This is a genomic window from Shewanella sp. SM101 (genome assembly GCF_025654465.1).
GTDB lineage: Bacteria > Pseudomonadota > Gammaproteobacteria > Enterobacterales > Shewanellaceae > Shewanella > Shewanella oncorhynchi.
Map to the genome: position 1 here is coordinate 53,121 of NZ_JAKKRH010000029.1, position 12,555 is coordinate 65,675.

The window sequence follows — 12,555 nt, forward strand, 5'->3', positions numbered from 1 at the left end:
TAGCAAAACAGTGAGAAAGCGCTACACTGGCTCAATGAAAAGTGGTGATTTGGAAACTGGGGATTATGGGAAAAAGTTCGACATCTGAGCCACACACGCCATTAACCCAATGGCAAAACAGTTTGCCATTCAAATTTAGCCTTATTCAGCTCGTCATTGCCGCTATTTTGATTTGTAGTACAGCTTGGGTGATGCTGAGCATTCAACGCCAACAAGTTCTTGATCAGCAAGCCGTGTTAAACCAAAACTATGGCCAGTTGATTATCGCCAAACTGCAAGAAATGATTTCACAGGTTGAAACCGTAGTCGACTCTATTTCCAGTATTGCCAAACTTTACCGCTATGATCATGAGCAACTGGTGAAAACCATTCCCACGTTGCTGAAACTCGATAGTCAACAACGCATCATCTCTGGTGGCGGCGTCTGGCCGGAACCCGGCGCGTTTAATCAGCAAAAATTTCGAGATAGCCTGTTTTGGGCACACAATGTAAACGATGAATTAGTCGCCATTGATTCCTATAACAAAGACACGTTCCCAAGCTACCACACCGAAGAATGGTATCGCCCGACGCGCTATTTTCCTGCAGGTAAAATTTTCTGGTCAAAATCTTATTTCGATCCGACAACCCATGAGTCAATGATCACAGCCTCAGGCGCTATGTGGATGGACCATCAGTTTATTGGTGCCGCCACTGTGGATATCAGTTTAGAAAAGCTCAATGTACTGTTACGCAATGCTATGATTAATGTCAGAGGCTATGTCATAGCCTTAGATCATCAAAACCAAGTACTCGCCTATCCAGATGCCAATAACAATCTTAAGCAGCAAACCAATACCAATCATTCTTTCGTCACCTTCAATCATCTCGCCAGCCAACAGCCAGATTTCAGCCCCGTCGAAGTCGCATTAGAGAGTGCAGATAAAGCCTTTATAGAAGCGGCGATTGCCGAGCGCGTTTTTACCCAAGAACAGATGCAGCATCTAACGAGACTAAGTCATCAAAATGAGCGTGACATGTTAGCGGCCATCGTAAATAACAATGCCTTAAATCATTTTACTGCCCCGAAATTACTGACGTCGGTAACTTTGGTCCATGATCCAATCCTTAAAACGGCATCCCTCGTTTCGGTATTTCTCATGCCAAATACCTATTGGAAGGTACTTGTCGTCACCCCAATTTCACCGCTGCAGGATACCGCTAAACATTTAATCGAAAAGGTCGGCGTTTATTTAGTCTGTATTCAACTATTAGGCTTAATTCTATTATTTTTACTCCAGCACCGACTATTTATTACCCCCATTATTGAAATCGTCCAAGCCTTAAAACGTAATGATTCCGCCTCTATCGAACTCAAAGCCAATAACAGCCATGACGAAATTGGCTTATTGGCAAAAACATTCCTGTCGCGTACTCGACAACTTGAAGTGGCAATGGCGAGCTTAGATGCGAGTAACCTGGCACTAGAACAGCAATTGCAGAGCCAAAACCTGTTTCAACTGGAGTTAAAGCGCCATAAAGAACAATTGAGGGCTTTGCTTAAATTTTCTCAAAATCTCATCTATATCAAAGATCTTCACGGTAAATATATTCTCGTCAATGACAAATATTGTGAAATCTTAGGTATAGAACGCAGACGCATTATTGGCACCTCTGATTTTGAGATATTTCCCAGCCAATTTGCCCACGAATATCAACAAAATGATCGACGCGTTCTGCATAATCATGAAGCCATAAACTTCGAAGAAGCTATTCCATCGCCCCTAGGCAATCTTATTTATATCGTGACTAAATTTAAGATCAAAGATGATGACGATACCGTTATTGCAGTCGGTGCTATTGCCTTTGATATCACCTTACAAAAAATTAAAGAGCAAGAACAAGAAAAGTTACTTTTAGGGCAAGTCGAGGCGCTTAATCACCTACAAGAACAAGTTCGTCTCAGTAATCAACATAACCATGAACTCTATCTGCTCCAAGACAAATCAACCCAATTACTTGAGAAGCATCATCAACTCAATCTCAGTCGTGAACAAAGCCAACAGCTAATGCAAAATTTTCTAGCTGAAATGATGACGCAAATTATGCATGAACAAGATCAGCTACTCGCCAAAGTGTGCCAACTTCAGCCAATAGATAATGCTAACGATCAAAATCAGATTACCGAAATCATGGTGACTCAGGCAGATAAATTGCGACATATTGCCCAGTTATTAACGAATCATCAAAACGATATTCGGCCACTGCATCTCGCACAATTTATGCGTCATCTTTTAGGGTTGCTAAAGGTACAATTAGCTAAAACAAATGTGGAAATAGCGTTAAATTGTGAAGAAAATATCATCATTGATGGCCCTTCTTGGCAATATTTGCAGCTGTTTTATCGTCTAATCACCAACACGTTGAATCATGCATTTAAAGCTCACAATGAACAGCGTGAAATAACCATTAATATCGACAAGTCGAGCGAAGAGTTACACATCAGTATTATCGATAATGGGATCGGTATGACAGAGCCGCAACTCGCACAGTTACGGCAAGAACTAGCGCAAGAACTCTGCCTTGGAACGCTGACCTGTATAAATCTGTGGCTTAAAAATGATCTCAATGGCAGCCTTAGCATCAGTAGCCACTTGAACCAAGGCACACACATTCAATGTCGTTGGCCACTGAGTACAGATTTAGAACCGCAATAAACAAAGGTGCGTTATTGATCTAACCATGCCTTGGCTTGGCTATGTTCATCGGCGGTAAATACCTTTACCGGACATGGCAGCATGCAGGCTAACGCATTAACCATAGCATTTGTTTGAGTGGCATTGGCAATCATCACGACCCTTGAAAAATCACTTAAATGAAATAAACCTAATACCGCATCATCCCACAGGGCCCCAACGGATATACCTTCAAATTCAGGGGAAAACTCGTACCAAAGGCGAATGCTGGCGTGGTCTTGCAGCTTGGCTTCTATGGCGGGAACCAAATAGCCTTGAACATCCCCATGGTTAACACGGCCAGATGCGACCACTGCCAATATATCATCAGCATGACCCGAAGAAATCGTTAGCATTGAACACTCCTTATCAATACATGAAGGGAAAAATAGTTAAAGCTCATACACTAAAGATACACAGACAATGACATAAATGCGGGAAAGATGGGCTTTTTATTTTAAGCTAACACCATTTTATACATACACATCAGCAATGCAAATGACGCCAAAAGGAGCGAATCCACAGCGATAACTCGCATAACCCAGCAACAAAACTTAGTCGCAGAACTCGATGAAAAATGGTGACCATACGAAATAACATGAGGTGAAGCAAAGAACAGATATTTACCTCACACTCAAGGCTACGACTGCTCGAGCTTAACAATAAGAGTGAGGAAACACATGGTACTCAAACGATGATGATTTACGCCGCTAAAAATTAGTATTAGTCGTGACTTACCTGAAATCACGCATTAATAGATAATCTAATTGCTATTCTGACTAAGCACTCACTTGAAGTTTAGCGATTTCTTGATCGAACAAATTCTTAATCAAACTAGAAAACTCAGTAATAAATAAAGTCTGTGCGGGAGTCGCTTTATGGTTGGCAACTGAAGCTAAAATCTCTTCTAAATCATACACAATTGCATCCACTTCACGGATAATCACATTACGTTGCGTAAAAGACAACGATGGATTTTGGCCACACACCATAATGATCTGTGCCGACAATTGCTCTTCAAATAATTCCATCACAGTATCGTCTGAAACTACCTCTGAACCTGGTGTTTCAAATAAGCCAAGATGTTCAGTTAAATACTGGACCAAATGCATGTAACCATCTTTATCTGTGACCATTTTTTACCCTTTAAACTCATTAACTTAATATCTATTGTGATGCTATTAATAGCACATCAGAAAATATCAAAGAAGCCAAAAGCTCGGCTTCTTATCAAGATCTCGCATACGCCACTTATTTAACTCTAGCCTATCTTCGATAACAGACGTATTGATCTATACCAATCTTATTGAAGTTACTGAGTTAAGGTTAGTACAAATGACACAGGAACAGCTTGACTAATGCTCGATAAACCCGCAATTTCACGTAATTTATCAATCCCAGCCACAAGATCAAACTCATTGGCATTAACAATTATCGGTTGAAAACTGTTCACTAAAAGTTTGTTATCAGAAACTTTAGTGATAATCACCGAAAAAGCCTTAGTTTGCGATTTGCCGTGTAACGCAATTTTTCCATCAATATCAAAAACTTTACTCTCACCGACGCCAATATTTTTTAGTATCTTAGGGTCTACTTGTGATGACAGTTTCAGCTCTGGATACAAAGACACTTCAAATAACAAATTTTGCATCCGCTCATCGCGGACATCAATACCCGTTGCCACACCGATTAGTGGAATTGTTAATTCAAATTGACCGTTATCTTTTAGCGTACCTTTGAGTTGTTTAAAGTGATGGACTTCACCTATATCACCTTTCTTTACCGAAATAAAACTGACTCGCGAATCTTGTTCCATCACTTGCCATTGCGCGGCACAGCTAAAACTGGCCATAGCAGATAAGGCGACAATTCCCATCCATTTTTTCATCGTATCCATCCTTAAAGAGTGAGTTTAAAAGCCATGTCGTAAAGAAATTCGACATCCGCAACAGGCTAAAATCCTGCCCAGTTAAACGTGATCAACATCACCTAACTTAAGCTAAAGATACTCTGTTTATCCATTAGCGACCAGTAAACTATGATTCATACGCGCACTAACCATTTATCTAAGCTATTGGCAAAAGCCTGTTTATCTGCTTGAGAAAACGAATCAGGCCCGCCAGTGTGCACGCCAGAACCGCGCAAATCTTCCATAAAATCGCGCATCGTCAGCTTTTGTTTTATGTTATCGACGGTATAAAGCTCGCCACGGGGATTGAGCGCCAAGGCGCCCTTTTCAATGATTAAAGCCGCTAAGGGGATATCCGCAGTGATCACTAAATGCGTCGGTTCCACATGATCGACAATATATTGATCTGCCACATCAAATCCCGCACCGACTCGAATTTGGCTGATATAGGGAGATGGCGGTACGCGGATCATCTGATTAGCCACCAGCACCAGCGGCAGGGCTTTGCGCTCCGCCGCCCGAAACAGGATTTCTTTGATAGGATTAGGGCATGCATCCGCATCAACCCAAATTTTATAATCACTCAATGTCTTTTAACTCTGTTGTTAGATTCACAAGCTCAGTTTTATACCGAACTATCGAACTATGCGCCGTACTAAGGCGCTAAACGATCGATTTCCCACTCTGCATCATGGCGAGAATAAATAAAACGATCATGTAGCCTGTGTTCTCCACCCTGCCAAAATTCAATACTCGAAGGTCTCACTAAGTAACCGCCCCAAAAACTGGGTAAAGGCACATCGCCCTTGGCGAACTTAGCTTTCATTTCGAAGAATTTGCCTTCAAGTACTTGTCTAGCGCTGAGTTTACTCGACTGCTGCGATACCCAAGCCGCAATTTGGCTGTCCTTAGGACGGGTCATAAAGTATTTAAGCACTTCAGCGGTGGACAGTGCCTGCGCTTCACCAAGCACAGATACTTGACGCTCTTGAGGATGCCAAGGGAAATGCAAACTGACTTTATTATTAGCAGCAATTTGCTGTGCTTTGCGGCTGCCAAGATTAGTAAAAAATACGAAACCTGTGTCATCAAAACGCTTAAGTAATACTATTCGTTGAAAAGGTTGGCCGTGCTCATCCACAGTCGCCACACACATGGCGGTGGGATCGCTAAGCTCTGCATCCCTCGCCTGCGTCATCCACAATTCAAACAAGTCCATCGGGTTTTGCGGTAAGTCGGCACGTCTTAAGCCGCCTTTGGCATACTCGCGGCGGATATCACTGAGATCTGTCATAGGGTTTCCTTAAGCAAACGCCAAAAATTCACATGAGTTCAGGGATCAGCACTTCAGCCTGAAGCTGCTGATAGTGGCTAAAACCAATGTCATAACCTTGCTCGGTCGTTAATGAACACCGCCCTAAGCATAAATGGGCAGGAAATCCCTGCGTTGAGTCGTCGGTATTAAAGCGGATTGTGTCCCAACTGACAGGAGCAAACAAGGTTAATAGACGCCCCAATAGATCTTGCGGATACTGTGCTAAATCCAGATTCGTTTCAAAGCTCACATAGGAGCTAGCGCACGCATTCTCGCTTTGAGGCGTAATATGCAAAGTAACATAATATTTGCCCCAAATACCGTTCATCGAAAAGCCTGACGGATCAAATAAATAGGCGTCAATCTCAAATTCAGGGAGTAAATCGTTAAGCTCGAGTGCGGCGCAAATCTCATCTTTACTCTGCGAGCCGCCATTAAGATAGTCGGCAAATTCGCCACGAATGTGGTACATCAACAGCTCACTGGTTTGATCATCCTTTGGTGCTCGATAATCACTGTCAGAGCAGAAAAAATAGTGATGATGGCTGTCGAGATGGCCTACTCGAAAGGCTTTACCGGCGATACGTTGGCGCAGTTTGCCAATATCCTCGGAAAAACTCGTGGTTTGCAGATGAGCTTGGTATTCGTTTTTACGCTGATAACTCACCAATGCCATGGCAGGCACGCCAAGCGCGCCGATAAAGTAACAAGCGGCGTCCACTAGGGTACTGTTACCACAGGTGAGCATGACAAATCTGTCGTGCCATACAAACAAGCTGGATTCACTCAACAGATAAGCATCACAGTCCGCATTACTTAACTGCGACAAAATCTCGGCGTGGGCACAGTTGACTAAGGCAGACCAAAAACTCACATCGAGTTCTCGTAAATTCGGCGCAGACGCCGTCACGATAATCTCGAGTTTTTTTTCTGAACCTTCGAAAAACATCAACCCTTTGACCTCATGATCGTCACTCATCCTTTACTTGATCCTAGAACAACGCGATTTTACACGACTAAAACGGCAATAAAAGTAAAACATCTGCCCTTATAAAAACAAAAATCAGCCGAGGTTACCCAAGGCTGATTTATTTTAACACGCTATAAATTAAGAAAAATCTTCTAAATAGGTATAGCCTTTCAGCCCTAGTTGCAATTCTTCTAAAATTTGTGCGCGTTCACCTTCGACGATATGCAGATTCACTAACTCTTCATAAGTGCGCATAAAGGCCACCGCATCTAAGTTAACATAACGCAATACGTCAGCAACCGTGTCACCCGCCAATACCGATTCGATGTTAGTCACACCATTATCTTCGATGCGAACCACTGCTGAGTTTGTATCACCAAACAGGTTATGCATATCACCCAAGATTTCTTGGTATGCACCCACAAGGAAGAAACCAATCAGGTACGGGCTATCCGCACTCCATGCTGGCACTGGCAGCGTGGTTTCAATCCCTTGACCATCAACGTATTGATCGACAATACCGTCAGAGTCACAGGTGATATCGAGCATGACAGCACGGCGTTCAGGGGCTTTATCTAGGCCCGATAACGGCAATACTGGGAACACTTGGTCAATACCCCAAGCATCCGGTAATGACTGGAATAATGAGAAGTTAACAAAGAACTTATCGGCTAACTTTTCATTGAGTTCATCAATGATAGGTCTGTGATAACGGTTTTTCGCACTCAATAGCCCTTGCACTTCATGACACACGCGCAAGTTAGCTTGCTCAGCCCACGCACGCTCCGCTAAGGTCAATTGACCTAAAGCGAATAGCGAATGCGCTTCTTGTAAGTCACTTTGGCTATCGTGGTAAATCTCAATCAAAGCACGTTGATCGGCGCGACCGCTGATCTCAGACCATGAATGCCACATGTTATGCAATAACTGTGGTGAATCTTCCGCTGGCGGTTGAATATCTTCAGGCTGATAAGCTTCAGTACCGATAACATCGGTGATAAGCACAGCATGGTGCGCCGTTAAGTAACGACCCGATTCTGAAATAATACGTGGCATAGGTTGCTCGTATTCATTACAGATGTCAGTCAATACGTTAACTATGTTGTTGGCGTATTCGGTCAGGCCATAGTTCATCGAGTTATTACTTTGGCTACGAGTGCCATCGTAATCCACCGCTAAACCACCACCGACGTCGAAGCAGTTAACGCTTGCGCCTAATTCACGTAATTCACAGTAGAAACGACCCGCTTCACTCACACCTTGGCGAATATCACGGATATTAGCGATTTGCGAACCTAAGTGGAAATGCAGCAATTGCAGCGAATCCAGCATATCGTGTTGCTTAAGTTGCTCTACAACCAACAAAATTTGCGCAGCAGATAAACCGAACTTAGATTTTTCACCGCCGCTCGCCTGCCACTTGCCTTTGCCTTGGAACGCTAAACGTGCACGTAGACCTAAACGCGGTGTCACACCCAGACGTTTAGATTCAGCTAACACCATTTTCAGTTCAGACAGTTTTTCTAAAACGATGTAAACCTTATGGCCTAACTTTTCACCAATCAGTGCTAAACGGATATATTCATTATCTTTATAACCATTACATACAATGACTGAACTGGCTTTTTGCGCCATGGCTAACACAGCCATCAGCTCAGGCTTACTGCCCGCTTCTAAACCCAGTTGTGGTACTTCTTTTGATGCCTGACTCGCCAGGATCTCTTCCACCACAGTTTGCTGTTGGTTTACTTTAATCGGGTAAACCAGCAAATAGTCCGCCTGATACTCGTACTTCTGTATCGCTTGGTCGAATGCTTGGCACAAACTGTTCACTCTGTGGTGCAGGATCTGCGGAAAACGAACTAGTACAGGTAAAGCGACGCCCGCTTTAACCATGTCTTTGGCTAGCTCATTTAAGCCAATCTTGTAATCAGGATTTTTGGGGTCCGGTGACACAGTCACCTCACCTTGATCGCTAATCCCATAAAAACCTTGGCTCCAGTGAGTAACATTGTACCCAGCACGAGCATCATCAATAGACCAATCATTCATTATTATTTAGCCCGTCTATTAAAAAATGGGTTAAACGGTTATGGCTTAATAGCACAACCGCCCGTTCGACAAACCCAGGCAAAGGGACACCTTACCTGACATACACGAAGGTAGATTTTACCTTCTCCTTAATGCCGCAACGTCACGCTAGTGTAAGTGACATTGCTGCGATTTTCATTAATAGCGCAAGAGACAACGCATCTTAGCGCAATACATCGTATCATATTGAAGGGAAAGCTTATTCCCTTACTTCAGTAAAGCTATCTTTACTTGCCTCGCTTGCATTTATCCTCAGGCTAAAGGGCGCAAATACCGCCAAAAAGCCAAATAAGATCCTGAGTCGCATCCTTAAAACATCAAGCTAATAAGTAGCTTAAAGACGTTCGAAAGAGGTTAAGACCTTCAGAAACCGATAACACAAGTAGAAAACGAAAACCGATAACACTGAACTAGCGAAAACGCCAAACCAGCTTATCGCTAGGCAAGATTATTTTAACAGGGGACTATTGGCTTCTTCACGGCCAGAATTGATGCGGATCAACGTGAGATGCTTAAGGCCAGTATCATCGTATGGTACGACAATCGAGCGTTGGCATTGTGACACTTTTAGGCAAAGTGCAAAAAATGGATGCTTGTGCATTAGCTAATAAAAACCCTCTTAACCCCATGTAACCACATCTACTGTTAATTACACGGTTAATGACTGGTGAACCATAAAACCTTTATTACTCACGTAATATTTGTAATGTCTGCAACGAGCGGAATCGTTGAACGGCGCAATTAAACCGCGCAATGTCACAGAATGCAAGCAAGAATCTCATTTAATCTTTTACATTAAAATATAATAAACACCTGCTTAACAATCACCCGCCACCCATTGGTTTTAAATAGAGCAATATTAGTTAGTTAACCTATAAACGTCGTACGAGTCTGTTCAATATTTTTTATATCACCTTTGTCACTTTTATTGACATTTACCCCTGCAAATATCCCTGATTTTTGTGTGTCACTCAAGTGATGCACATTTGCCAACATTAAGCGAAGCCAAACAACCCATATCACGGCGCCAAACCCGCCACAAATCAATGGTTCCTCCGAGACACAATGCGTGGTCAAACCTGCGCTGAGTGACGGCTCACACACGCTAAGATAAAGCTCAAAGACAATAATGCTGCAGTTTCAGCACCGAAGTGTATAATCGCAACCGAATCACATTCCATTATGCACAGAGAGATCCATGGTACAGATAGGTAAAACCTGCAAACTTGAGGTTGTAAAACAAGTCAGCTTTGGCGTGTATTTAAACGCCCACGAATTAGGGCAAGTACTGCTGCCAAACAAAGTCACCCCAAAAGACTGCCAAGTCGGTGATCTGCTTGACGTGTTTCTGTATCTAGATTCTGAAGATATCGTGATTGCTACCACGCGCCGTCCATTGGCACAGGTAGGTGAATTCGCCTACTTAAAAGCCGTCGCAACCGGCCCTTATGGCGCCTTTTTAGACTGGGGCTTAGATAAAGATTTATTACTGCCCTTCGGTGAGCAACATAAGCCTATCGAAGAAGGCCGTTCATATCTGGTTTATGTACACGCCAACCGCGCCGATGAACGCATCATGGCCTCATCAAAAATCGATAAGTTCCTCGATAAGACAGAGCCTGAGTACACAGTCGGTGAGCAGGTCGATTTATACATCGGCGGCACCACAGATTTAGGCTACAAAGCCATTATTAATCATGCCCATTGGGGCGTGATTTACGAAAACGAAGTGTTCCAAAAACTGCGTTTCGGCCAAAGACTCAAAGGTTTCATCAAACAAGTGCGCCGCGACGGCAAAATTGATCTTGTGCTGCAACAAGGCAGCAAACAAGAATTAGATAAGCACGCCCACATCATTTTGATCAAACTCAAACAGGCTGGCGGCTTCTTAGCCCTGACTGATAAAACCGATGCTGAAATCATTTACGATCAGCTTGGTATGAGTAAAAAGGCCTTCAAAAAAGCCATAGGTGGCTTGTTTAAGAATGGCCAACTGAGCATAGATAATGATGGTCTGCGTTTAACTGAAACAGCAGAATAATCAACTCTATTCAGGACTTAGCGTTAAAATTGTACAGTTTACCGCCACTAAGACAGAGTTTGACTGACAACTCCTAGGATATTAAGCATGGCTCTGTTATAAACAAAGCCATGCTTTTTTCTTTGGAGCTTATATGGAACTCACGTTACACGAAGCCAGAGTCATCGGATGCCTGCTTGAGAAAGAAATCACCACCCCTGAGCAATATCCACTCTCGCTAAACTCTTTGACCTTAGCCTGCAATCAAAAAACCAGCCGCGAGCCCGTACTCGAACTCAGTGAAACCCAAGTGCAAATCGCCGTTGATTCCCTAAATCGGAAACGTTTGATCAGCGAACAGTCGGGATTCGGCAGCCGCGTCGTTAAATACAAGCACAGATTCTGCAATACCGAATTCAGCGAACTTCAACTGTCCCCCGCCGCACTCGCCATCGTCTGTTTGTTGCTATTACGTGGCCCACAAACACCGGGAGAACTTCGGACCCGCAGCAACCGCCTACACGAATTTAAAGACGTGATCGACGTGGAAGATTGCATCCGCCAATTAATGAGCCGTGAAAAGCCCTTCTTAAAACAATTACCCAGAGAAGCTGGTCGCCGTGAATCCCGTTATGTGGAATTATTCTCTGCAGCGTCATCGCACGAAAGTGCTAGTCAATCCCATAGCACAAGTCATACCTTAGCCCATGTCGCTGTGTCTGTAGACGCAGAGCCGCTTGAATTAGTGAACAGAGTGACAGAGCTTGAACAACAAGTCGCCGAACTGACGCAAAAGCTCGATGAATTAATCGCCTCATTGAGCTAATTAGCGATAGATAATGACTGATAAATACCGATGGATAATAAGTGCTATGTGAGCAACATGGCACTTATAGACCAATCCACTGTCTACCCAAGGGTGAGAAACTTAACCGCGCCAAGCACCATAGCCCCTGAACCTAGCGCAAAAAAGAATAGAGACAGCACATGACCAATAATCCACCCAGCAGTTTCAACAACATGTTTATTATCGCCATGTTTGAACTGCGCAAATTTTTATTTAATACCCGCGGGATCATCGCCTTGGTCGCCTTTGGTTTAGTTTGGGGTGTACTTCTGCTTTACCCCATTCAAAGTGCATCGGCCATGTTATTGCAGCCCAATGTAAAAGATATCATCGACAGCTTATTTGGTGCCAATACCCTCAATGTGCTCTTTGAGTGGCCCGTGGCCGAAATGGCAGTGTTTTGGTGTTTTGCGCTGTATTTGTTTCCACTGTTCAGCATTCTTATACCAATTATATTAATTATGTGATCTAATTGGTCATCAGTTTTTAATCATACAAAATATGAATCATCCCCACATCGCAGCCTTAGTAAAATCGGAGAAAAGTGCACGCAAACGTATGCGCTATCTTGCCTTACTCCATTTCACTGAAGGTCATTCTCGTACCGCCATCGCAAGCATGCTTAAGGTCAGTAGAACCAGTGTCAATCGCTGGGTCACCGCCTATTTAACCCATGGGCTGACTGGCCT

General features: G+C 43.4%; 12 protein-coding genes and 1 pseudogene. 5 read left to right on the forward strand and 8 right to left on the reverse strand.

Annotated features, from left to right (window positions below; genetic code table 11):
* Window positions 1-65 precede the first annotated feature (65 nt).
* Window positions 66-2,696 (forward strand): PAS domain-containing protein, encoded by a 2,631-nt coding sequence (locus L5M38_RS16040; RefSeq protein ID WP_263179640.1) that lies wholly within the window; start codon window positions 66-68, stop codon window positions 2,694-2,696.
* Between the two features lie 11 nt (window positions 2,697-2,707).
* On the opposite strand, the gene L5M38_RS16045 is transcribed toward L5M38_RS16040, so the two are convergent.
* From L5M38_RS16045 to L5M38_RS16080, 8 genes are all read right to left on the reverse strand, one after another.
* Entirely contained in the window at window positions 2,708-3,070 is a 363-nt protein-coding gene (locus tag L5M38_RS16045; protein ID WP_263179641.1) for an STAS/SEC14 domain-containing protein, read from the reverse strand.
* A 423-nt stretch (window positions 3,071-3,493) separates the two neighbouring features.
* Window positions 3,494-3,850 carry a DUF3802 family protein gene (locus L5M38_RS16050; RefSeq protein WP_028760326.1) on the reverse strand — a complete coding sequence of 119 codons (357 nt, stop codon included), beginning with the start codon at window positions 3,848-3,850 and terminating at the stop codon, window positions 3,494-3,496.
* 176 nt (window positions 3,851-4,026) lie between these two features.
* Entirely contained in the window at window positions 4,027-4,602 is a 576-nt protein-coding gene (locus tag L5M38_RS16055) for a YceI family protein (RefSeq protein WP_263179642.1), read from the reverse strand.
* Between the two features lie 155 nt (window positions 4,603-4,757).
* Window positions 4,758-5,210: a YaiI/YqxD family protein gene (locus tag L5M38_RS16060; RefSeq protein WP_006081277.1), complete on the reverse strand. Its 453-nt coding sequence runs from the start codon at window positions 5,208-5,210 to the stop codon at window positions 4,758-4,760.
* 68 nt (window positions 5,211-5,278) lie between these two features.
* Window positions 5,279-5,917, reverse strand: a complete 639-nt coding sequence (gene pdxH, locus L5M38_RS16065) for a pyridoxamine 5'-phosphate oxidase (protein WP_263179643.1) — start codon at window positions 5,915-5,917, stop codon at window positions 5,279-5,281.
* A 28-nt stretch (window positions 5,918-5,945) separates the two neighbouring features.
* Window positions 5,946-6,887, reverse strand: coding sequence for an S-adenosylmethionine decarboxylase proenzyme (locus L5M38_RS16070; protein ID WP_263179645.1), 942 nt, complete (start codon window positions 6,885-6,887; stop codon window positions 5,946-5,948).
* A gap of 159 nt (window positions 6,888-7,046) precedes the next feature.
* Window positions 7,047-8,960 carry a biosynthetic arginine decarboxylase gene (speA, locus tag L5M38_RS16075; RefSeq protein ID WP_263179644.1) on the reverse strand — a complete coding sequence of 638 codons (1,914 nt, stop codon included), beginning with the start codon at window positions 8,958-8,960 and terminating at the stop codon, window positions 7,047-7,049.
* 487 nt (window positions 8,961-9,447) lie between these two features.
* Window positions 9,448-9,600: a hypothetical protein gene (locus L5M38_RS16080; protein WP_011846564.1), complete on the reverse strand. Its 153-nt coding sequence runs from the start codon at window positions 9,598-9,600 to the stop codon at window positions 9,448-9,450.
* A gap of 597 nt (window positions 9,601-10,197) precedes the next feature.
* On the opposite strand from L5M38_RS16080, the gene L5M38_RS16085 reads away from it, so the two are divergent.
* The 4 genes and pseudogenes from L5M38_RS16085 to L5M38_RS16100 all read left to right on the forward strand — a co-directional run.
* Window positions 10,198-11,040: a S1 RNA-binding domain-containing protein gene (locus L5M38_RS16085; protein ID WP_006086322.1), complete on the forward strand. Its 843-nt coding sequence runs from the start codon at window positions 10,198-10,200 to the stop codon at window positions 11,038-11,040.
* 133 nt (window positions 11,041-11,173) lie between these two features.
* The gene (locus L5M38_RS16090) at window positions 11,174-11,845 is read left to right on the forward strand and encodes a YceH family protein (RefSeq protein ID WP_113938766.1); all 672 of its coding nucleotides are present in this window, start codon (window positions 11,174-11,176) and stop codon (window positions 11,843-11,845) included.
* A 161-nt stretch (window positions 11,846-12,006) separates the two neighbouring features.
* Window positions 12,007-12,312 (forward strand): annotated as a pseudogene (locus tag L5M38_RS16095) (ABC transporter); the annotation flags it as partial.
* A 55-nt stretch (window positions 12,313-12,367) separates the two neighbouring features.
* On the forward strand, window positions 12,368-12,555 hold a 188-nt coding region (locus tag L5M38_RS16100; protein WP_263177467.1), incomplete at its 3' end, for a helix-turn-helix domain-containing protein.

Excerpts from the sequence above, each read along its gene's own strand:
- L5M38_RS16070 (WP_263179645.1), bottom strand. The coding sequence starts at position 6,887 with ATGTTTTTCGAAGGTTCAGAAAAAAAACTCGAGATTATCGTGACGGCG.
- L5M38_RS16090 (WP_113938766.1), top strand. The coding sequence starts at position 11,174 with ATGGAACTCACGTTACACGAAGCCAGAGTCATCGGATGCCTGCTTGAG.
- pdxH (WP_263179643.1), bottom strand. The coding sequence starts at position 5,917 with ATGACAGATCTCAGTGATATCCGCCGCGAGTATGCCAAAGGCGGCTTA.
- L5M38_RS16085 (WP_006086322.1), top strand. The coding sequence starts at position 10,198 with ATGGTACAGATAGGTAAAACCTGCAAACTTGAGGTTGTAAAACAAGTC.
- L5M38_RS16040 (WP_263179640.1), top strand. The coding sequence starts at position 66 with ATGGGAAAAAGTTCGACATCTGAGCCACACACGCCATTAACCCAATGG.
- speA (WP_263179644.1), bottom strand. The coding sequence starts at position 8,960 with ATGAATGATTGGTCTATTGATGATGCTCGTGCTGGGTACAATGTTACT.
- L5M38_RS16080 (WP_011846564.1), bottom strand. The coding sequence starts at position 9,600 with ATGCACAAGCATCCATTTTTTGCACTTTGCCTAAAAGTGTCACAATGC.
- L5M38_RS16045 (WP_263179641.1), bottom strand. The coding sequence starts at position 3,070 with ATGCTAACGATTTCTTCGGGTCATGCTGATGATATATTGGCAGTGGTC.
- L5M38_RS16050 (WP_028760326.1), bottom strand. The coding sequence starts at position 3,850 with ATGGTCACAGATAAAGATGGTTACATGCATTTGGTCCAGTATTTAACT.
- L5M38_RS16055 (WP_263179642.1), bottom strand. The coding sequence starts at position 4,602 with ATGAAAAAATGGATGGGAATTGTCGCCTTATCTGCTATGGCCAGTTTT.